The following is a 22605-nucleotide window of genomic DNA, read 5'->3' as shown; positions in this document are numbered from 1 at the left end:
TTATCCTTTCCAACTATGGGCTAGCCTAAAAAACACGATATGACCTAGCTATGGGTACAAGATAAAGTTCTCATAAGAAGGTAAATATGAACGGTCCACTGTATAAGAAAACTATCTTCATACTAATAAAATATAATTATCCATCTGTTAAAGCGAGGATCTAATTTGTTTTATTAAACCATCAATGGCTAAATGCGCTTATCTAACTTATTATGCAGGATATAGTTTTTTTCCAGTTTTGATTCTTAAAAACTCATTTTTTTCTTTTACTCGCTGGCATGCATCCTCATAAACTTTAAAATTCACGACATTCAAAGCTCAAATTAAAGACTCAAAAGCTTTAATATGGTTGCTCTGCCCTTTACGAGCGATTACAACCACCTGCAAAATATGACCTTTGTTGGCTCCTGTCGATTCAGCGCTGCCTCACAGTCCAATTGTGATTTTCTCCGATTGGCTTTTACATAACTGATGCCCTCACTACTAAAAATGCCAAGTCCTAAGAATAGAACCTGACATTTCATCAAATTTGAAGCGTAAAGACGTCGAAGTGCACTTTATTCAATTTTTCGGCAAAATCAATACGGGATTGGCCAATTCACTTAACGTCTCACATTAATATACGTTCGCATGTCAAGAAGTCACTTCGTTTCTTGACATTAAGCGAACCAGAACTGCCTTTGATCTGGGGTTAGTGGGATGACCGTTTCATCCACGTCCACTGTCGATACTTCTGAAGGGTCGGCTATAGACACACTTCGCTTACCTGGACCTGGGCCTTTCCCGATCGGGGTCAGATCAGGCAAGAAGCCCCCTTTACGCAGCTCATCTACACTGTCCTTGACAGCTTGTATGATCCGCGCAATATCTTCCTCCGTATGAGCGGTCGACAAGAAACAGTTCCGTCCTTCCCAGATGTAAATACCCTTTTCCAGCATGTGATAGAAGAAAAGCTCCAGATCACCCTTGAGTACGAAGCGAAATAGTGAGCCAAAGTGAACAATTTTTATGGGTATCTGCTCATCGGTAAAGTAACTATTTAACTCTGCTGCCAACGCCGAAGTATGGCTGTTCAACCGATTTTGCAGCTGCTCCCCGTGGTTTTCCAAATAATCCAACACCGCCAAAGATGCCGCCATCGCCAGCGGATGATGACAGAACGTACCGGCTACAAAGGTTCGGCGATGCTCATTCTGAGGATAGGAATCGTCTCCGAAGCTCCAGGAGCCTCCGTCAATCCCATCCATAAAGGCGGCTTTCCCTGCTACGATACCGATTGGCATCCCTCCGCCAATAACTTTACCGTAAGTCACAAGGTCAGCTTGTACCCCAAACCACGCTTGAGCGCCTCCCGGTTGAATTCGGAAGCCTGTAATCACTTCATCAAAAATAAAAGCTGTACCAGATTGCTCCGTGATCTGGCGAACCTCCTGTAAAAAGGCCTTCGGCTGAAAATCAGGACGACGACTTTGCACCGGCTCCACTAGCACAGCAGCCAGCTCCTGCCCATGGGTACGTATATAATCCAGCGATTCGTCCGTTCCATAGTTAAGTACAACGATATCATCAACCATGTGCTGCAAAATGCCAGGAGCAAGAGGTGTGGAATGCTCCTTATTGTTGCCAGCGCTACCCAACGCAAGCACCCCATCGAATGTACCGTGATAGGAGCCGGCAAAAATGGCTACTTTAGCTCGCCCGGTGGCAGCACGCGCCAAACGGAGGGCAACCATAACCGCCTCGGTGCCGGAATTGTACAAGGCGATCCGTTCTACACCGGTCAGCTTGCAAATCTTTTCGGCGACTTGTCCTGCCATGTTGGACATGGGTCCGACACACATGCCGTTCTTTAGCTCTGCCTCAATTTTTTCACGAATAAAGGCTGGATTGTGTCCAAACAGATTAACACCAAAACCCATGGTCAAATCTACATATTCATTCCCATCCAAATCCCAAATTTTGGACCCGTCTGCACGTTGAGATACAATTTGATAGACCATTTCCTTTAAAATAGGCCGGAAGCCAGCTACATTACGGTTATTCGCGTAGACAGACCGATACTGCTGAGTGTATTGCTTGGTGCTTAGCGTCCGAGCAGTATAGCGCTCAATCAGCTCTTGCAGATGTTGTTCTTGTCGGTGTGAAAGCAATTCATGGGCTTTGACCTCCAGCTTTTTATATGGCGTAAACGGTTTTGCTTCATGGACTGCCTTCTTCGGAACAGCTAGTACCGGTGGAACAGTAGCTAATGCAGTTGCGACTTCCTGTTTGGTTTCAATGCTCTCTGCGCTTTCTATATTTTCTGACGGTAAAGCCCTTCCCGGTTGAGTTCGGAGCACATCAAGCTGCTGTGACATCACATGCAGCTGCTGCTGCAAAATCTTCTCGACACTCGCAGAAGTCTCTATAACCGTTGTGCTTTGAGATGGCTCTTGCCCGGACGTAACTATTCCATGAGACGATGTACCAATTGCGCTGGATTCCTGCCCTGTCCAAGTTGATACTGTAGTAGCATCTACCCGATTAAGGGGTATTTTCGGTTGTCTTTCCACAGCACCAACTGCTGCTGTCTCGTCTGAATAGGAAATACTCACCTGATCTGCAACGTAGCTAGTCAACAGTTCGAGCGTGGTCAGCGATTCAAAAAATTCATTCATTGGGATATCCAGGTCGAATGTATCCTTGATACTGTGGCGGACCTGGGACAAATTAATGGAGTCCAGCCCTAGTTCTAGAAAATGTGTTTGCGGTTCCAGTTCCTCAAGACTAAGTTGTGATACATTACCGATCATTTTCGCTAACTTTTGTTGAATGGAAGATTTATGCTGTTCAGTAAACGACGCTGACGTCGAATACTCATTCTCCATAATTTCAGACTCCCTTACTATTGTATTTTTATAAACGGATGCAGTCTGCTCCGCTCGAATCTGTTCTGGCACATGAATCCAGCACCTTTTCTTTTCAAACGGATACGTAGGCAAAGAAACCCTTTTGTACGAGTGACCTGCGTATAGCGTGTCCCAGTCTATCTGTGCCCCCTGTACGTACTTCACTGCTACTTGTTCCAGTGCTTGCAAAGTGTCTGAGCTTCCGACGGCTGTTTTTGTACCACCACTGCTATCTACTTTTCCAATGTATACACCTTCAATGGCCTTGCCCTGCTCATGAAGCTGAAGTAATTTCGCTTTCAGAGCCTCCGCTCCTTCGGCTATCACAGCCACTCGGTATGTTAAGTGGCTTCTGCCCGTGTTAGCCGTATAGCAGACATCCTCCATCTGCAATTCTTCCTCATGTTCAAAGCGATCCACGTACCGTGCAATCAACTCGCTTAAAGCTCCTTCACTTCGCGCGGACAGTGTCAGCAGCAATGGCGATGATTCATTTTTTCGGTCGGTGGCTTCTTGATCCGCACCCTTTTTCGCTATATATTCTTCCAGCACCACGTGGCAGTTTGTCCCGCTGAAGCCAAAGGAACTCACCCCGCATCTTCTCGGAAATCCGTCTGTCTTCCATTCCCTTAGTCTAGTGTTGGCATACACCGGAGATTCTTCGAAATGGATGTTCCGGTTGGGTGTGCGAAAATGAACGAGCGGTGCAATCTGCTGATGCTTCATCGACAGCACACATTTGATCAATCCCGCAATCCCAGCAGCTTCGTATAAATGCCCAATATTCGTTTTGACCGTGCTTATCGCCACAAACTGCTTGCGCTGTGTAAATCTGCGGAAAGCCTGGGTAATGCCCTTAATCTCAACGGGGTCACCCAGCTTGGTGCCAGTACCGTGAGCTTCAATATAACTCACTGTCTCGGGATCAATCCGTGCATCACGCCACGCCTGCGAAATGACTTCTGATTGAGCCAGCGCATTGGGCGCAGAAATTCCAATCGTACTGCCGTCCTGATTAATCGCGCTTCCTTTGATCACACCCAGAATGTGATCTCCGTCTTTTTCCGCTTGACGAAGCGGCTTTAAGAGAACGGCTCCAACGCCTTCTCCCCAGCCTGTGCCGTCCGACTGATCGTCGAATGCTCGTGCCCGGTCATCGGAGGATTCCATGCCAATACCAGCTTTCAACGGCAGCAAAATAGTCTTCACTCCACCGGCCAAAGCCATCTCACAGTCTCCATTTAAAATCGACTTACATGCCAGGTGCACCGCCACGAGTGACGAGGAGCATGCCGTATCAATGGTCAGTGCTGGGCCTTTTAAATCAAGCAAATACGCAATCCGGCTGGAAATAATGGACGATAAATTACCAATGGCAAAGTTTGGAATCGCGCCTGGTTCCACCTCGGACAACAAACGCTCGTATTCAAAGCTGGTTTTGGAAAAACCGACATACACACCGACCTTTTTGCCAGCCAGCTGCTTCCCTCCATACCCCGCATCCTCAATCGTACTCCAGGCTGTCTGTAGAAATAAACGTTGATTCGGATCCATGAGTGAGGCTTCCCGTGGAGTCAACTTAAAGAAGGAGTAATCAAACTTGTCTACTTCATCCAGATAGCCGCCTTCTGCGATTTGCATATTCCTTCCTTCCGTATTCAGACGGGAAATGAAATCTTCGGCATCTTTTCTTCTTTCGTCGCTGTACGGGCCGATATTGTCAACGCTTGATGCCACATTCGTCCAAAACTGCTCCAATGTTTCCGCTTGAGGAAACTTACCTGACATACCGATGATGGCGATATCCCGGTCCTCCGACTCCTCTTTGGATTCCAGTTGCGGTGCTATAATCACCTTATGACCTAAATTCTGACTGGATATATATCCAGCTAGCTTGGCGATAGTCGGATAAGAGAAGAAGTCCGTTACCTCAATATGAATCCCGAGTTGTTCCTCTAATTGGTCCACGATCTGAACGAGTTGTAAGGAAGTTACGCCGATATCAAAGTAGCTGTCTTCCTTCCCAATTGATTGTACATTTAAAATAGCTTGGCAGATCCCAATCAGTTTTTGCTCGATTTCACCCTGAGGCACAGGGGCATAGTTCCCTTCCTGTATATTTCGAGCGGCCTCGGTCAGGGATGCCAAAACTACATCAAATTCTCCCTGCTCGTAGCTCTGAGCCAGCTTGTAGCGCTGAACCTTTCCACTAGTAGTTTTGGGAATACGGCGGATTGGAACTACATCTTGAATATGCCATCCTCCCCGATAATTCAAATGGCTTTTCAGCCTTTGGACTAGTGGCAAAAATAACTCTATTTTTTTCGTGTGCATCACAAAAACAACAATACGATCCTGTCTAGTTTGTGCATCATGTACACCGCAGACGGCTACTTTCCCTAGATCCACCCCGTCCAGTTCCTCCGCAATCCTTTCGATATCATGCGGATAAATGTTCTGGCCGTTCACGAAAATAATATCCTTGGCTCTGCCTGTAATCACCAATCGTCCGTTTCTCATAAAACCCAAATCTCCGGTAATGAGCCAGCCATCTTCTGTCTTGACCTTTGCGGTAGCCTCGGGATTGTTATAGTACCCGGCAGTCACATTTTTGCCGCTAATTTGGGTGTATCCGATTACATCATCCTTTAGCACCTGATTTTGCTCATCACAAATACGAACAGAGGTGCTGGCCATGGGGTAGCCCAAATCCGCAAATGTAAGACAACGTTTATCAGTTGAATCTACTTCTTCTATAGGTTCACCTACATGCAGTTGCTGCCGATTTAAATGAATAGTAACAAAATTATCTTTATCCAAAGGTGGAGTAGAAACACCTACGCTTGCCTCTGCCAAGCCGTATACAGGATACATGATATTTTTTTTTAATCCATGTGCACTCATGGCTTCCATAAACACATGGCAAAGCTCCACCGATATGGGCTCAGCCCCATTTAAAATCATGCGAACACTTGACAAATCCCAGTTATCCGCCGTTTTAGATTTATATTGATCCAGGAAAAATTTAAAGCCAAAGTTAGGAGAGCAGATTTGAGTCACCTTATGTTCCGACACCTTTTTTAGCCATAAAGACGGACGTCTTATAAAAAGTGCTGTCGGCATAATAAGCTGCTTAGCATGAGCAATGACACAGGTTAAATGGAAAGCGATCAATCCCAAATCATGTGTGAGCGGCATCCAGCCTAGATACGCGTCACTTGAAGTCATTCCCGTTTGACTGGCGATATCCCGAATATTGTATACGAGATTCTCATGCGTTAGCATGACTCCCTTGGGATCACCTGTCGAACCAGAGGAAAATTGAATAAACGCCAAATCTTCCGGTCTGGAATCATGAATGATCCCTTTGTTCTGATCGGAATAATCAAAATCATGGCTAGAAAAGGTCGCTTTTTTTACAGAATCAAAGAAATCCAGCATCTCATGCTGGTGAGAATACTTTTCTAGCTGCTCTAATACCTTATGATCCGCAATCATGTAAGGGGAAGTAAGGGTACTCCAGATTTTAAACAGCTTCATTTTATGTTCATCATTATTCCCGATACTTACAGGTACGGGGACGATTCCTCCGAGCAGACAGCCCCAAAACACATTCACAAAGGTGTGATTTTCTTCAATTTGCATAATCAGCTTATCTCCAGGCTGTACTCCTTTTTCCTGCAATTGATAAAGCACCTGCAGTGCTTGCTCCAGAAGTTGACTGTAGCTTACATATTCCTCCTGTGTATCACCCGAAATGAAAATAATCCCGTTTTCAGCTCTACTGGCTCGGTCCTGAATGATTTCAATTAATGTTTGAAACTGCTCCATTCTGATCCCTCCTTAAAAGGTCTAAAACTTGCTCCTGCTCTCCTGCAGATACTTGTTTGGTTTGCAATATCAGGCGAATACACTCCAGCGCTTCGCGTCTTAGTTTATAAGCAGAAGAAGATCTGCCCGATTCTATGCTTTTGAGTAACTCCTCCAACCTGCGAATAGGTAAAATAACCCCATTATGATACTCATCCTCATTCCAATTAGCATTGGGTGTAGACACCGCCACCGCCAGTGGTTTGACCAACCAATCACGGAGCGAAAAACGACGTTCCAGTTCAATCCGATCCAAGTCTCTGTCCAAGGAAAGAACTTCAAAAGCGATGTTGGTTTCCTTCGCCAAGTTTTTCAGCACCGTTCGCGGTCCTAATTCAATTCCCTGCTTCACCCCATGTTTCTCCATATACTGCATCGTTTGTATCCAACGCACTGGATGGATCATTTGCAAATGCAAACCTTGACGAATGCTGTTGGCATCCGTATATGGCATTGCTGTAACATTAGAAATGACAGGCCACAGCGGTTCATGAAACGTATATTTTTGCAGTTCCAATGCTAATCGATCAGCAGCATGCTGCATAAGCGAGCTGTGAAAAGGGCCGCTTACCTGCAAACGGGTAATTTGGAACCCACGTTGCTCTAATTGCCCTTCCACCGTAGCAACAGAGTCATGATGACCAGAAACGACGTATTGATAAGTAGAGTTATAACAAGCGATGGTAATAGGCTGACTGGTTACTGCATAGTGATCGCACAGCTCTTCTAGCAGCTTTAAATTAGCTCCCCGAACAGCAATCATGCAACCCACTCCGGCCTCTGAGGCTTCTTCCATAAAGCGCCCCCGTTCTTGTACCACCCGCAAAGCATCGCCAAACGACAAGACTCCGCTGCTTACCAATGCAGAATACTCACCCAAACTATGCCCTGCCGCAAATTCGGGAATAATCCCAACATCGTGCATGTAACGTTTGAATGCGATTACACTGATCGTGAGTAGTGCAGGCTGGGTGTAAGATGTTCTTGATAATTGGGAGATGGGTCCTTCCATACATAAAGTTTTCAAATCATATCCCAAAATATCAGCAGCTTCTTCAAAGATGAGATCTGCCTCTGAAAAACCTCCTTGCCATGCCGCTCCCATCCCGACATACTGAGACCCTTGTCCCGAAAAAAGCAAAGTCATGCTACTCATGTCTAACCCCTTTCCTCACCATAAAAGGCGGTAAAACAAAAATGTTTTTTGGGATTCAGATGTTCACATTCCTATGTATTTAAGATAGATACAGCAAAACAGTAATTGACTGTAAAAGTGAATCGTTTTTGAGTTTCAAGATGTAGTTAGAAATAAAAGTGTGTTTGTAGTCTGGGAAGTGTAAAAAAAAACTGGAGTGTGCTGGAAGTTCAGACTTGATACTTAGAAACTTCAGCATCATAGATGAGTGTAGTAAAATATAGATTAAGGCTATTAATTTAATATAAACATTAAAATGAATTAAAGTACAGTGATATATAATACATATATTTTATAAACGCAAGTAATAGATTGTGATTATATTTCTTGCTTGGCAACCAACTTGTAATGCGTTGCAGTCATTCCGCGCGAAACTGCGGATGCTTTTTTCGTGAAAGCTAATAACTGGCATCTGTCGTTAAAATAAAAAAGCCGCCAATTTGGCGACTTCATATACATAGTTATTGTCCTTCCAGTAATCGACGTTTAGGCATCGTCATAGATACGTAGCTAAATAAGTAGAAAACTGCAAAGCCGTTTATCTCCTTATGTAGTTTCCTTAATGACTACAATGAGCAAGCGGATAGTGTCGATCATCCACTGACCTCCTTGGTTAAGATTTGGCTTAATCTTCGCCTCAATGGCGGGTAGATGGACTCTTTGTCAGCAGATGTGACATCCAAGAGCATCCTTGATCCAGTGCAAGGTGCATTGGAGAACACAGCGTCAAACTGAACATCTGTCCGAAAATGACAAGCCTCTTGCAGGTAGATATTCAGTTCAGATCAGCGGTTTGAAATCTCAATTTTCCCACATATTCATCAACATACTTTTAGATTTGTTTATTTTCTGAATTCGGCTTATCAAAACCTAACAGCACTACCCTTTGAGGTGTAGAGGTGTAAATGAAGGCATTTGTTGAATCTTTTTTTGCTTTTATCTGATCATCATTGATCCTAAAAATCACTTCGTTGTGGCCTCGTACAAACGCTGTAAAATGGTAACAGCTTCAGCCCGTGTGACTAGCGCTTTTGGGTGAAGGTATCCTTCATTAGCGGTAAGGACCCCCATCTTGGTTAGGGTGTAGAATGCTTCTGCCTTTTGATCCTGGGAATCTCCATCATAGGAGTACTCTTCTCCAGTCTTGTCGATGTACAGCACCGGATAGTATGCCGAGAAATTATCATTGTAATTGGCTTGACGAACTTTCATATCCTTGTACTGCGCAGCTGCGGAGATCACTTCCTCAATCTCAGGATGAAGCGTCTGATTGGTATAATTCGTCCGAAGAGAGGCAATCATCATCACATCCCAGCGGGTCAGTGGTTTGTCAGGCTTGACATAGAATTGATAGTTTGGATATTTTCCCCCAACACTTTCAGCATACGGCCAAACATAGTCCCCGTTGAATATTGCTGCAAAATCTTTATTCGCCCAGTGTTTATGCGCATCCACAAAATCGGAAGATTCGCCGGAAGAACGATCAATTTCTGGAAAAAGCTTGTGAAACATATGTACAAATTCCGCTTTCGTTATGGTTTTGCTTGGCTTGAAGGTCCCATCTTCATAGCCCTTGACAATGCCCTTATCGACCATGAAACGAATTGATTCGGCAGCCCATTCATATTTTGTTCCTTCCACATCAGAAAACGTGTTTGCCGCGAAGGCAGATTGACCGAAAAACAGTGTCGTCGCAACCAACGGGGCGATAAGCCATTTCTTTTTCAACATCTCTTTCCACTTCCTTTAGGTAAAATTTATGTATAAAATAGTTCTCTAGACTCAATTTCATATCGGCATTTCAAAAGAAAATGATGATATTAATGAGAAAATAGCGTTGAACTATCGTTCTCAGTTACTTTAGCGAACTTCACCCTCCAGTATTCGCATTCCTTTCTGCTAAACCCCTCCTACTTTCTTCATTTGATATTTCCAATAAAGCAATTCTTCATCCTTGTGACAAATTTGAAATCCTAACTTCAATAACAAATTCTTAGAACTGATGGAGTGAGTAATTCCCTTCTATCCCCCTTTGCTAAAAATTAGAAAAGGGCAGGAATGAACATACGTCATTCCTACCCTCATATCAACTGCTATTTGGGCCACAAAAAAATCCGCGCTGAAACAACACGGATTGGACTCATTATAACAGGTATCCCTAAGGACCTGGTAATATCCGTTGTTCTTAACTAATTCCGAAGCTTTCAAATCCCACCCGTAATACAAAAATTGGGCAGAGAAATAGTAAGTACATGAAAATCCCTTTTTATGGAATTGGATTAGTAAAGAACAGCTCTAGACAATAAAATCTCTCCTTAGTGAATTACCCTTATTATACCAAGGCCAATTTTATCTGCTGACCTTTCACTTGTTACAAAAGCGTTTTCCCAGGTCCTCCGATTTTGACTATATTTTGATACCATTCATCCGGAAAGTAACCATCTGGGATTGCACATCGAATGTAGCCTCCGACCTTTAAATATCTAAAAACATAACTTAGCTGCTTGAACTCCTTCAGCGTAATATGCAACAATAATTTTCATTAATGTGATTAGAATACTCGTTATTTGAGTGATAACCCTACAGGCCTTTTCCGCCTAGGGCACGCAGTTTAATAGGCTCCGCTCCGACAATCAACGGTCGGCCGCGTTGTATCGACGCCAGTACCTCTTCGTTCTTAAGACTGGCTGCATGAGCATCTGCATCTTTCCACACTTCGGTCACATACACCGCATTCGGGTCGTCGTCTGACACATTGACTATATACAAATAGCAGTCAGTATTCGACTTCAACAGATCGGCCGCTTCTAGCAAGATGCCTGCAAGAGCATCCCTTTGCCCTGGAAGTGCCATCAACTTTCCATACATAGCAAATTGGTTCATGATCCTCATCCTACCCTCGAGTGAAATTTGACTTCATCTTATCATAATGTTCCGCAATGTCAGCGTAATTTCAGCAAGTTTCTCCACAAACGCTAAAAAATAGTCGGTACCATTCCTCCATCCATACGGATTGGAGAACCTTTAAATGCAGATGCATAAGGGCTACATACAAATGTAGCTAGTCTTCCTATTTCAATAGGCTTGATAAATCGCTGTATTTCAGATTGAGGCAGGTTTGTAACCATAAAATCTTTCTCTTTTTCTGAAAAAGTCATATCTTCATGAGGATACATACTCTCAATTATTTGGTGCACATTCTCAGAGAGCGTTGGTCCCGGCATGATCGTATTGACTGTAACTTCTGTTCCTATTGTTAATTTAGATAAGCTTTTTGACAATGACAACAACATAGATTTTGTCATACCATACTGAGGCATTTGTCCTGAAGGCATAATTGCTTCTTCACTCGCAATAAAAATAAGGCGACCATAATCATTTTTCAACATTTTAGGTAAATAAAATTTTGATAGTCCATTTGCAGCAAGAACGTTAGTGCGGAAGTATTTTTCCCATACTTCATCGTCTACGTCCACATATTGCATAATTTCATAAATACCCATATTGTTAACTAAAATATCAATTTCGGGGTATTTTTCAAATAAGGCTTCTCTTTGTCCAATATCCACAATATCGGCTGTAGCATTTTGAGGGGAGGTAGCTGGGAAATCTGACTTAATTTCATTTACAGTTCGTTCTACCTCTTCATAATTTCGTCCATTAATTAGTACATTAACACCTTCTTTGGCTAGTTCAATGGCAATTGCTTTACCTATGCCTTTCGTTGATCCTGTAACTAAAGCTGTTTTATATTTTAATCCCATATCCATAATACACTTCTCCTTTTTTAAACAGTCTCGTGCTCCGGATAGTGATTATATTATCTTGTCTGGATTGTCCAGTAACTAGCATATTGCGCCAAAGTTCTTGTTTAACACGCCAAATGACAAAACTCATTAGGCAGTCCTAGTGTGCTCCTGATATCGAGTTTGTACCTAAATGTTCAGTTCGCCAATTTGAAGGTGTATCCCCCTCCCATAGGCGGAAGGCGCGGTAAAACGAGTTTTGATCTTCGTATCCAATCAAGAATGCTACCTCTTTAATATCGAGCGAGGGGTCTGCCAAGTACTCTCGTGCCTGCTCATGTCTAGCTTTTGTCAATAGAATCTTGAAGCTCGTATTTTCGTCAGTAAGCCGGCGCTGCAAGGTACGATCGCTCATACTGAGCTCCTTCGCCACAGCCTGAATGTCGGGGCGCCCTCTTGTAAGGCTGCGTTTCATGATCCATTTGACCATCTCGGTAATTGAACGGCTGCGCTGCTGTTCATCCAACGATCGGTCCAGAACAGGAGTCAAGATTTCCAGCAACTCTTCGTTGTACGAGACAAAGGGGCGGTCCAGGTCTCTTCGATGTAGCGTCAATCGGTTACATTTTGCACCAATCCGGATACGACAGCCGAAATAAGCTTCAAGGGCTTGCATATCGCCCATGTAGTGCGAAAATTCAACAAGCTGCGCTTTCAAAGGTTGACCTGTGCCCCGGCGCCCAATCTCCAGAAGACAAGCCAGCGTGCTACCAACCAGCATCGGCGGACCAGACTGCTCGGGAGATAGCCACTCCAGATCAATTGTACAGTGCTCGCCCTCCTCCGTGATATGTAGGTTTTCCGGGGGACACAGTTGTTTGTACCGAGCCATTCGGTTTAGAGCGTCGCGGTAGTCCCGAGCGTGGTAAGTCGCTAAGACAGTCGGTGGGTACTTCGCTGTATCAAAGACGGTCACAAGCTTGATGATTCCTTGGGCTGTGTCACCAATGAGATCAGAATATGCCTGCCAGATCGCGAAATATTGGGCGGTGGTGACTACTGGTTCAGTAATAATGGTGATCGGCAGTCGTGCTTTACGTGCTACGTCGTGGGCGCCAAACCCTAACTGACATAATCCTGTCCACAATCCTGGCGGGATTTTAATACGGTCAGAGGTATGAGACTTCATATATATGGGCCTCCTTTATATACTTACATATTCATTGGTTTTGGTTGCGATGGGATCCCTCTTAAGTACACATAAGAATACTCTTAAGTACGTTAAGGTGTCTACATTAACGTAATAAGCTGTGGAAAATGTTACATCATCTTGTTACCTGGGCTACTTTCAATCAATGATGAGTGATTTGGCGAATTACTTAATCATGATAAAATTCTGTTAATGCATGAACGACTCATTCTCAACACCAAAAAACACACCCATATGTTTATGAGTGTGTTTTTAAAACCCCAAATCACCGACACTCCTAGGAATGTCATTATCTTAATACTGATTATTCTAGGTCTTTCATGGATTATTTTATGTTTACATGGAAGATTTAGAGTGAAATGTGTTGATTTATAAGGAGGAAATAGCGGATTTAATTTTTATGTAAAAACATCTTCTTCTCTTTACGTGTAAATTAAACCTATTCGAAATCTCAGCAACTTAAAAATGATCAAGCCATAGAATTCGGTTGTGGAGCGGTACCCGCTTGAGTTTTATGGTGGGCAAAATTATTTTGCTCACCATTTCAAAGGTTTACTGATTACTTAAATGCATCCCAAAATTTCATTGAATAAATCTGTTTGGTTCTCTCCAGGTTCCTATATATCTCTCTTATGATGGATCGAAAAATAGAGCAAATCTAAATAGTTCTTCGAATCACGCTTTTGGTTGCTGCCGCCTCAAAAATCGTCTCAATCAGCACCAATACACGGTGTACTTCTTCATTTTTGATCGCAATCTCCGCTTTTCCTTCGATGGTGGAGACAAAATTCTCATAAAAGCTTTCTGCAGCAGCAGGTATTTTCTCAATCGGGAACTTAAGGGTAGATTCCTCAGACGGCGGCGCCATCGTTTTCGTCAATCCTTGACCTGCTTGAATCGGCTTGGGTTCCACGTGAGCAACATCTGGATTTCGGGTGACGATCTCTCCACTCAAATCCCAATCTCGAATCACTGCGGTTCCTTCGGTTCCTTTAATATACCAGCGTGGCAGCTTTACGTAATTGGTTGTACCCACTTCAATGACTGCGGTCAGGCCGTCCTTGAACTCAATAAAGCTGGCAAAGCCGTCATCCACTTCAGTCCCCAAAATATAGCTTAGGGTAGCAGCTACGCTTTCTATTTTGCTGTCCGTAATCTGAAGCAGCTGGTCCAACAGATGTACTCCCCAATCCAGTAGCATTCCTCCTCCATACGCCTTTAGTTGCCGCCAGTCACCTGGAATGCCATTAGCTCCCTGAACTCGCGATTCCAGCTGGAAAAGCTCGCCCACGGTCTTATTGCCAATTATATCTTTGATAATTCGGAAGTCTTCATCCCATCGACGGTTCTGATGTACCGTAAACACACGATTTTCTTTCTTTGCCACCTCAACAATATCCAAGAAATCCGCGCTCGTTATCGTAACCGGTTTTTCGCAAATGACATGCTTTCCGGCTTGTAGCGCCTGGATCGCGATTTCCTTATGAACATCATTAGGTGTTGCTATCAAAACAATATCGACGGCCTCATCGGCCAGAACGGCGTCCAGGCTCGCGTAGGTTTTATAGCCGGCAGCCGCAGCCAGTTCCATCCGGTAATCGACAATATCATATACACCGCCAACGGCAAGTTGCTGATTAGATTCGATCAATTGAACATGGTAGCTTCCCATGCCTCCATAACCGATGATGACTACATTGTATATACGATTGTCCATTTTCATCTTCCTCCACTCCTGATTTAAGCCCACCGCATATCAATCGGTTGCTCACGTATCCATAAATCTTAATGTCTTCGTAACTCACCCTTCACTTCGTCGGATAGCTCTATCATACAAATCTCATGAAAAGCTTTCCTCCTCATTTCTTGCTGTTTTATTCCCGAATATTGTCCTGCGGTATTTCAATGGTGATGTTCCTGTCGCTTCCTTAAAGAGATGATGAAACGTCTTTACACTACTGAACCCTGCCGCCTCTGCGACCTCAGTAATCGGATTGTTTTCATTCAACAAGATCCATTTTGCCTTATTTAGTCTGTAATCATTCAAAAATGCTACAAAGGTCATCCCCGTATTCTTCTTAAACAGCCTGGCGAAATAATAAGGACTGAACCCCATATAATCAGCGACATTCTTCAGCGAGATGGTTTCATGATAATGACATTCCACATACTCAAAAATACGTTCCAGTTTATAAAGAGTGTCCTTGGATTGTGTTAAGGTTCTTTCTGAGAGTTCAGGAAGCCTTGGGGTTATGCTTCTCGGCACTTCACGCATAATAAGAGTCAACATCTCAAACACCTTGGCTTTGATCATATAAGCATGGCCTTCGTGTCGGTTGACGTTCTCATCATAAATGCTTTGAATCAGAGGAAGCATTTTAGCTGCTGTTTCTTCTGGCCAGTTCCAGCTTGATTGCTCCATCTCCGTAAATATATATCTTAGAGGGCGTTTCTGATCACTTAATGTGGAAACCTCTTGAAAAAAGCTCAGATCAAATTGAATAACCACCCGTTCGCTGTCGGGAGAGGCCAAGAAATAATGAACATCCCCCCCATTTATAAACTGAACTTCACCTTGTTTCATGCGTATCGAAATATCGTTAATTCCCAGATCCAAGGTTCCCTGGGTCACATAAATAATTTCAATTTCTTTATGCCAATGAGGATAGCAAAGCACGTCGCCTTTATTAATAAAACTCCGGAAAGGAAAATGTCGGTCAAGCTCCGGGATTTCTAAATAAAAATTCATTTTGGTAGACTCCTTTTGCAGTAAAGTTCAAAAAGCCGTGCACATGACTAATGATAATTATGCTGCACTGCATTCCTTTCTTCCCTTCTTTATGCTTCTCCTTCTCAACTAGCGAATAAAATCCCCTCTCCCTTTTGAATTGTAAGCGTTTAACATTCGTTTTTCTACCCTATCAATCATAGTTGCTATGAAGTAAAGCAACTGTTAGGCATCTTTACTAGGTATCCTTACTAACATTATTGCAAACTCAAAGTTATGACTTAATTATGAGCCGTTTGGCGTTCGAGAACAATTTGGACTGATCTTATTCCCTCCTGCCGCTTGCAGTTTCTTTAGATAAAGGTTTCACCTTAACTGGATTAAACATAATTGAAGTTATATACGTGTAAAATTGTCAAATTAATTTTTTACATTTCCTATATAAAAATATATATACATTTCCAATGTGATGGTATATTCTAGTAAAAAAAATACTCATATAAAAAATATGACCTACTGGAGGGACAGGCCTTGAAGAGACTATTCGCTTTAAGTTGTGCTTTCTATCTGTTAATCGGCGTCACCAGTGTGGTGCTTGGGGCATTACTGCCGACTTTACTATCTCACTATGGACGGGGGTACAGCGATGGTGGATTACTGCTGTTCCTGCAGTTTTTCGGATTTCTTGTCGGTGTTCTGCTCACCCCCTTCATGGCTCTGCATCTGGGTCGCAAGTCCATGTTATCCATAGCCCTGGGTAGTATCGTGGCAGCGTGCATTATCTTGGGTGTACTACCCTCATGGAATTGGGTCATCGCAATGGCCATCTGGGTTGGTTTCGGCTCAGGCATCATTGAATCGTCCATCGGAGCGTTTACCATTGAGTTCACGGAGGAGCAAAAAGCCGTGGCCATGTCTAAGCTGGATGTCTACTTTGCACTTGGTGCACTGCTTATTCCGGCGATCGTTAGCCTGTATATCTGGCTTGGAATGTGGAATCTAACCTTTTACACCATCTCCCTTCTCACTTTTGTCTTAGCGCTGTTGTGGCTTACCATGCCTACATCCGCCTCCTCTCACCTTACCCAAGCAGACATCCGAACTACTGAACGTTCAGTTGAACAAGCCCGTTACTCTGGACAGCATCGTGTATTGCTAGGAATCTTCATTATATTCTTCTTTGTTTATATGGGTCTTGAACTGGGGCTCATGAACTTCCTACCTTCTATTCTGACAGAGACGCTACATCTTCAAGGATCCGTAGCCTCGCTGGGTGTCAGCGTGCTTTGGATTGCAATGATCATTGGTCGTATGTTCTCAGGAAGGATTGCAGAGTCAGCAGGATATATTCCTTACCTGCTATGGAGTGCAATCGGTACTTTCTGTTTCCTGGTTGCCATGGTGTTTATATCCAGCCAATGGGCTACATACCTAATAATTTTCGGTGCAGGTCTATTCATGTCTGGACTCTTCTGTATCGCGCTTGTCTATGCCAACGTGCTGATTCCAGGAATGACCGAGCGGACGACCAGCATTCTGATTGCGTCGGGCGGAATTGGCGGCTCGGTGCTTCAATATGTAATTGGCTGGAGCATGAGCGAATGGCCAGTGGCGGCTAGCCTCTGGATTTTAGGAGGGTTTACTCTGATTTTGCTGCTGGCACTTATTCTCACGCATCTGTGGAATGATCGGGGCAGCCGAGTCGTTGACTCTCTTGCCCATCAGGGCAAGGAAGGATGATATTGTTTTAGTTCTTAGGGGAGGTGAGGCCTATCGCAGAAGCACCGGATTATGCTCCCTTGTCCATGAGGGCAAGGAAGGTGGATTTCTTATTTTGGGGAGGTGAGTTCAGCCTCGTTATGCTCTGATAGGGTGGTAGACTTTATAAAGATGACTTAATAAGAATGTATATTCTGATATGGAGGGGAAATATCGTGCATACGTTGACCAAAGAACGTTTCAGATATGGTAAAGGCATTACTCTAATTGACGATTCGGGTAAGGAGTATTTGGATGGCGTATCCGGCACCTTCAACTTGTCGCTCGGTTATAACCACCCTCATGTCGTAAGCAAAGTACAGGAGCAAGTCGGCAATCTTGCACACATGTCTTCTACTTTTACAGAGCCTTATGTCGAAGAAGTCCTAGATCATCTAATCCAGTATGCCCCGAACGGCATAGACGCCGGATGGATGAGAGATATTACCGGCTCCACAGCGAACGAATGTGCTGTGAAGCTGGCCCAAAAATACACCGGAGCAACCGATATCATCAGTCTGCATCTGTCACATCATGGACAAACCCAGTTTGCAACAGGCATTTCCGGTAATGCCTTTCGTCGCAAGAATTTCCCTAACTCAGTTGCAGCAAATTCTCTGCATGTGCCTGCCCCCTACTGTTATCGCTGTCCTTTTAATTCTTCACCAGACAAGTGTGGTCATCATTGTATTGACGCTATATCGGACGCCATTGAGTATGGAAGCTCAGGGTCTGTGGCCTGCATGATTATTGAACCCATTCTGGGCAACGGAGGTAATATCATCCCGCCTGCAGGATATTTCAAGCGCCTCCGTCAGCTATGCGACGAGCATGGGATGATTCTGATTGCAGACGAAGTGCAGACCGGAATCGGGCGGACAGGTTACATGTTCGCAAGTGAACTGTTTGACATCCAACCGGATATTATTACTCTCGCTAAGGGTCTGGGTGGTATTGGAGTCCCGGTTGCGGCGGTATTGATGCAGTCTCGTCTCGATGTCCTGGAGAAGCACGAACATTCCTTTACTTCGGGCAGCAATCTGATCTCGGTCACGGCAGCCAAATCCACATTGGAGGTTGTAACCGAGCCCGGTTTTCTGGAAGCCGTCCGGTCCAAAGGAAGCCTGCTCGGATCCCTACTGACGGAGATGGCCGACAAGTATGATTGCATTGGTGAGGCTCGTGGCGTCGGACTGATGTGGGGACTGGAAATTGTAGACGAGGACGATGCCCCGGATGCAGTGAAAAGCAACGGGATTATCGATCGCGCATTTGAGGAACAACAATTAATTCTGAGAGGTTCCCGTTACGGTTATGGGAATGTGGTCAAAGTCAGACCTTCCCTCACGGCTACCGAAGATGAGATTGCCGAAATTGTTAAACGGCTTGACGCCGTTCTTGCTACCCTTCACTAAAGATCTGCCCAATAAGCAAAAGGAGGAATTATACATGCTCGCACTTGTATATAAATCAGCTTGGGATGTCGCACTTGAGGAAAGACCTATCCCGGAGATAAAAAAAGATAACGATGTACTCGTCCGGATTCGGGCGACTGGCGTATGCGGTACGGATCTAGGTATCATCAGTGGCAAATATCATGCCGTGCCTTCTACGATTTTGGGGCACGAATCAGCGGGGGATGTGATCGCTGTAGGACCAGCCGTCAGTTCACTGCAGCCTGGAGACCGAGTGGTGATTGATCCAACTTACTACTGCGGCCAATGCGAAATGTGCCGGACAGGAAGACAAAATCATTGCACACACAAATCCGTAACAGAGACCGGAGTCAGCGCAGACGGTACGTTCACCGATTATTATGTGACTGAGGACCGTTTTTTGTACAAGTTGAAGGACCATATCAGCTACGAAGAAGCGACGCTGACCGAGCCGCTGAGCTGTATGCTGACCGGAATCAACCAGATTAACCTGCTGCCGAACTTCACAACCGTTATTATAGGCGCAGGTCCGATCGGGATTCTGTACAGCTATGCTCTTGCTTCGAAAGGCGTAACTGGTTGCCTTGTTGACATCTCGGAGGAACGGCTCGCCATAGCGGATTCTATTGCCCCCGAACGGTGGTCCGCGCACGCCACACTGGAATCGGCCATTCATAAGCTGGCTCCGTTAAAAAATCAGGTGGACATGATTGTGGACACCACAGGAGTGGTCGGCACTGAGGTACTAAGCCAGCTTGCGAGCGGCGGGTATTTGATGCTGGTGGGGCTGAGAGATGGGATAAGCTCGTTTAATCCGAAAGAGGTAGTTGACCGTAGCCTTAAAATCATCGGTTCGATTGATTCTCTGGGCACGTTCTCCACGGCGCATTACCTGATTGAGCAGCAAATCATTCCCGCCAAAAAAATCATTACCCACTCGTATCCGCTGGATGACTACCATGAAGCCTTTAAGACGCTTGGATGCAATATCAGCGAGCGGACACTTCAGCCCTCGTCTCAGGCGATCAAGATTGTGCTGCAATCTAGTGGCTCCGACAACTAAATTTAGCTACTAACAAGGGGGAGAATGGACATGACGAGCATCCATCATGTTACACCGACGAATAATGAATGCACAGGAGACCTATCCGCGTCCGTTCCAGTCAAAGCGGTCATTTTCGACATGGACGGGGTGTTAGTAGACAGCGAACCGATCTACTTTGAGGTCGAACGCAGCTCCTTTGCCCATTTCGGTGCGCCCATGACGGAAGAAGAGCATCACACCTATGTCGGAGTGACACTCGAATCCATGTGGCGTCAAGTGCTGGACAGGCATCAGCTCACCAATACGGTGGAAGAGGCCTTGTCCTATCACCGAAAAAATGTGATGCAGACAATGATTGCACACGAGGGCCTTGCGGCGATCGATGGACTGGAGCGGTGGCTGGACTGGCTGCAAGAGAAAGGGATTCCGGTCGCGGTGGCCTCTTCCTCTCCGCGGGCGCTGATTGATCTCATTATGGAAAAGACAGGACTTGGCCGTTACTTTGACATTCGAATCACCGGTGAAGAGGTACTGCAGGGTAAGCCGGCACCGGACATCTTCTTATACGCCGCCGAGCAGCTAGGCATTGCACCGGCCCATTGCATCGTTATTGAGGATTCACATAACGGGGTCCAGGCAGCCAAAAGTGCAGGAATGTACTGTATCGGCTTCCATAACCCCGGCTCCGGCCGGCAGGATCTGTCCAGAGCTGATCGCTGTATTCTCAGCTATGACGATCTGTGGGCGATCAAAGAGAATTTGCCGTTTGATGAGCAGTTGCTTGCCAAGAGCAAGAGTCGAAACATACCGGAAGGCATACCCCCTTTATAATCATATGGAATCGTCCGATCTTTACTATGATTGAGGGTATTAAATAATGCCCCTTGGAATATACACTGGAGAATGTCATTTTTCCTTCCCTGTGTGTACTCTAAGGGGCGTGCTTTACGTCAAATCGGTATAGTTAGAACACGTACGTTTCCGGTTCAATAGAAAAAAGGGGTGCTGTTAACACCCCAAACTGGATTCAACGATATATGCCCTGCTTCATCTGAACGGTAATTTTGCGTATATTCAGCTCTTTCTGTCTTCTTCGGTAATCAGAGAACTGTAAGCCGGAATTTTAACTGTTCCTTTCTTCACCTTCACATCCTTTGAGGTGGAGAAGACCACTTTCCATTTACCCTTATCGGAATCTTTCATCTGCAAGGTAACCGGCTCTCCAGACAGGTTATGATATACATACAGTGCTTCTTTGCCTGAAGTACGTTTAAATGCGGTCACGCTGGCAGAGCCTGCTTGTATAGGTTGCAGACTGTCGCTGCGTAAAGCTTCATGTTTTTCCCTCAGACGGATGAGTGTGCGATAGCTTTCCAGCAGGGAATCATCGTCTCTCAGCTGCGCTTCCACTGATACCTCGCCTTTGTTGTATTTGGGTTTCTCCCATGTCGTTTGACCAGGGCCCTCTCCCTTGTACCAGCGCATAGGCTCACGAAGAAACTCATCAGGCTTCTCTCCCTTCATACCAATTTCTTCGCCATAATAGAGGAACGGCTGACCCGGAAGCGTTAAAAGAATGGAAGCGGCCAGCTTGGCTTTTCGCACATCCCCGCCTAGCTCGCTCATGACACGAGTCTGGTCATGGTTGCTCAGGAACGGAGCATCGAGTGCCGCCTTATTATATGATTTGTACAGTTGCAGCGTTTTCTCGGCGAATGCCGCGATACCCTGATCTCGGCCGTTTTTCACGGACTTCAAAATCGTTCCGCCCAGGTCAAAATTAAACAAGGAGTGGAGCTGTCCGTAATAAGGAGCTATGGTCTCCGGTTTGTCCCATACCTCTCCTGCCAGATATACATTTGGATTTACCTTCTCCATCTCGGAACGAAATTCACTCCACCAGGCAATGTTCTTATCCGCACCATCTTTCGTCTGTCCTCTAAAAATATGCATCGCCGCGTCAAGTCGGAACCCGTCTGCACCTTGCTGCAGCCAATACTTGCCGACTTTGATCATTTCTTTGCGGACTTCGGGATTGTCAAAGTTCAGATCCGGCATGCCCGACCAGAACGTACTGTAGAAATACCCTTCGCCATTCGGATTCTTATGCCATACCTGCTGACCCCACGAGCCCTTTTCTTCCAAATCTGTGTTCTCATCCGCCCATACGTAATAGTCGTGGAATTTGCTTTGCGGGTTGGCACTGGCCTCCTTGAACCATGGATGCTCGCTGCTTGAATGATTGATAACAAGGTCCATGATCACCTTAACGCCCTTTCGGTCCGCTGCTTTCATCAAGGTGCGGAAATCATTTAGACTCCCATACTGTGGGTCCACCTGATAGTAATCAGTTGCATCATATTTATGGTAGCTTGGAGATGGATTTAGGGGCATAAGCCAGAGGCCGCTGACCTGCAAATCCCTACCCGAATGGGGTTTTCCATCGTTTAAGTAATCAAGCTTTTGTGTGATTCCTTTCAAATCACCATGTCCGTCTCCATTCGAATCATAAAAAGAATTGATATAAATTTCATAAAATACGCCGCTTCCAGTAGAAACCGGAGGCTTATGTCCGTTCGATTCCTGCTCTGCCATTGCGCTTGAAGCGAACATCGTGAGCATAGGCACCGTTAACATGGCGGTGGACAATCTTCTTAAGCGTTTGTTACGTGTCAAAACAAATCAGCTCCTTTGATTGTTATGGGTGCGCTTTCATTATAAATAGAAAC

At 44.9% G+C, this 22605-nt stretch carries 13 protein-coding genes and 1 pseudogene; 4 read left to right on the top strand and 10 right to left on the bottom strand.

Annotation, left to right across the window (positions count from 1 at the left end):
* Positions 1-659: 659 nt before the first annotated feature.
* From G9G53_RS23390 to G9G53_RS23355, 9 genes and pseudogenes are all read right to left on the bottom strand, one after another.
* On the bottom strand, positions 660-6719 hold the full coding sequence (locus G9G53_RS23390; protein ID WP_238438021.1) for an aminotransferase class III-fold pyridoxal phosphate-dependent enzyme: 6060 nt from the start codon (positions 6717-6719) through the stop codon (positions 660-662).
* Positions 6694-7914: an ACP S-malonyltransferase gene (gene fabD / locus G9G53_RS23385; RefSeq protein WP_165150600.1), complete on the bottom strand. Its 1221-nt coding sequence runs from the start codon at positions 7912-7914 to the stop codon at positions 6694-6696. Before fabD ends, G9G53_RS23390 begins: the two co-directional genes overlap by 26 nt.
* Positions 7915-8916: 1002 nt before the next feature.
* The gene (locus tag G9G53_RS23380; RefSeq protein ID WP_165150598.1) at positions 8917-9684 is read right to left on the bottom strand and encodes an S-layer homology domain-containing protein; all 768 of its coding nucleotides are present in this window, start codon (positions 9682-9684) and stop codon (positions 8917-8919) included.
* A 655-nt stretch (positions 9685-10339) separates the two neighbouring features.
* Positions 10340-10475 (bottom strand): annotated as a pseudogene (locus G9G53_RS26850) (class I SAM-dependent methyltransferase); the annotation flags it as partial.
* A gap of 58 nt (positions 10476-10533) precedes the next feature.
* Entirely contained in the window at positions 10534-10836 is a 303-nt protein-coding gene (locus G9G53_RS23375) for a putative quinol monooxygenase (protein WP_165150596.1), read from the bottom strand.
* Between the two features lie 92 nt (positions 10837-10928).
* Positions 10929-11723, bottom strand: a complete 795-nt coding sequence (locus G9G53_RS23370) for an SDR family NAD(P)-dependent oxidoreductase (RefSeq protein WP_165150594.1) — start codon at positions 11721-11723, stop codon at positions 10929-10931.
* Positions 11724-11859: 136 nt separating this feature from the next.
* Positions 11860-12888: a helix-turn-helix transcriptional regulator gene (locus G9G53_RS23365; RefSeq protein ID WP_165150592.1), complete on the bottom strand. Its 1029-nt coding sequence runs from the start codon at positions 12886-12888 to the stop codon at positions 11860-11862.
* Between the two features lie 679 nt (positions 12889-13567).
* Entirely contained in the window at positions 13568-14632 is a 1065-nt protein-coding gene (locus G9G53_RS23360; RefSeq protein ID WP_039275006.1) for a Gfo/Idh/MocA family protein, read from the bottom strand.
* Positions 14633-14749: 117 nt separating this feature from the next.
* On the bottom strand, positions 14750-15658 hold the full coding sequence (locus G9G53_RS23355; protein ID WP_029518478.1) for an AraC family transcriptional regulator: 909 nt from the start codon (positions 15656-15658) through the stop codon (positions 14750-14752).
* A gap of 510 nt (positions 15659-16168) precedes the next feature.
* On the opposite strand from G9G53_RS23355, the gene G9G53_RS23350 reads away from it, so the two are divergent.
* The 4 genes from G9G53_RS23350 to G9G53_RS23335 all read left to right on the top strand — a co-directional run bounded on the left by G9G53_RS23350 (position 16169) and on the right by G9G53_RS23335 (position 20707).
* Positions 16169-17377, top strand: coding sequence for an MFS transporter (locus G9G53_RS23350; RefSeq protein ID WP_029518479.1), 1209 nt, complete (start codon positions 16169-16171; stop codon positions 17375-17377).
* Between the two features lie 164 nt (positions 17378-17541).
* The gene (locus G9G53_RS23345; RefSeq protein WP_238438022.1) at positions 17542-18810 is read left to right on the top strand and encodes an aspartate aminotransferase family protein; all 1269 of its coding nucleotides are present in this window, start codon (positions 17542-17544) and stop codon (positions 18808-18810) included.
* A 34-nt stretch (positions 18811-18844) separates the two neighbouring features.
* Positions 18845-19894, top strand: coding sequence for a 2-amino-2-deoxy-D-mannitol dehydrogenase GutB1 (gene gutB1 / locus G9G53_RS23340; protein WP_029518481.1), 1050 nt, complete (start codon positions 18845-18847; stop codon positions 19892-19894).
* Between the two features lie 30 nt (positions 19895-19924).
* Positions 19925-20707 carry an HAD family hydrolase gene (locus tag G9G53_RS23335; protein WP_029518482.1) on the top strand — a complete coding sequence of 261 codons (783 nt, stop codon included), beginning with the start codon at positions 19925-19927 and terminating at the stop codon, positions 20705-20707.
* Positions 20708-20950: 243 nt separating this feature from the next.
* On the opposite strand, the gene G9G53_RS23330 is transcribed toward G9G53_RS23335, so the two are convergent.
* Positions 20951-22552 carry an alpha-amylase family glycosyl hydrolase gene (locus G9G53_RS23330; protein WP_029518483.1) on the bottom strand — a complete coding sequence of 534 codons (1602 nt, stop codon included), beginning with the start codon at positions 22550-22552 and terminating at the stop codon, positions 20951-20953.
* Positions 22553-22605 lie beyond the last annotated feature (53 nt).

The organism is Paenibacillus sp. EKM206P (genome assembly GCF_011066155.1).
In the GTDB taxonomy this organism is placed as follows: Bacteria; Bacillota; Bacilli; order Paenibacillales; family Paenibacillaceae; genus Paenibacillus; species Paenibacillus polymyxa_D.
The sequence above is the reverse complement of the archived record's forward strand: the minus strand, read 5'-3'. Positions and strand labels throughout refer to the sequence as shown.

What these genes read in the sequence shown, in the direction of transcription:
- G9G53_RS23365 (WP_165150592.1), bottom strand. Translation starts at nt 12,888, where the DNA reads ATGAAGTCTCATACCTCTGACCGTATTAAAATCCCGCCAGGATTGTGG.
- G9G53_RS23380 (WP_165150598.1), bottom strand. Translation starts at nt 9,684, where the DNA reads ATGTTGAAAAAGAAATGGCTTATCGCCCCGTTGGTTGCGACGACACTG.
- fabD (WP_165150600.1), bottom strand. Translation starts at nt 7,914, where the DNA reads ATGAGTAGCATGACTTTGCTTTTTTCGGGACAAGGGTCTCAGTATGTC.
- G9G53_RS23375 (WP_165150596.1), bottom strand. Translation starts at nt 10,836, where the DNA reads ATGAACCAATTTGCTATGTATGGAAAGTTGATGGCACTTCCAGGGCAA.
- G9G53_RS23345 (WP_238438022.1), top strand. Translation starts at nt 17,542, where the DNA reads ATGTATATTCTGATATGGAGGGGAAATATCGTGCATACGTTGACCAAA.
- G9G53_RS23355 (WP_029518478.1), bottom strand. Translation starts at nt 15,658, where the DNA reads ATGAATTTTTATTTAGAAATCCCGGAGCTTGACCGACATTTTCCTTTC.
- G9G53_RS23370 (WP_165150594.1), bottom strand. Translation starts at nt 11,723, where the DNA reads ATGGATATGGGATTAAAATATAAAACAGCTTTAGTTACAGGATCAACG.
- G9G53_RS23335 (WP_029518482.1), top strand. Translation starts at nt 19,925, where the DNA reads ATGACGAGCATCCATCATGTTACACCGACGAATAATGAATGCACAGGA.
- G9G53_RS23390 (WP_238438021.1), bottom strand. Translation starts at nt 6,719, where the DNA reads ATGGAGCAGTTTCAAACATTAATTGAAATCATTCAGGACCGAGCCAGT.
- G9G53_RS23360 (WP_039275006.1), bottom strand. Translation starts at nt 14,632, where the DNA reads ATGAAAATGGACAATCGTATATACAATGTAGTCATCATCGGTTATGGA.
- gutB1 (WP_029518481.1), top strand. Translation starts at nt 18,845, where the DNA reads ATGCTCGCACTTGTATATAAATCAGCTTGGGATGTCGCACTTGAGGAA.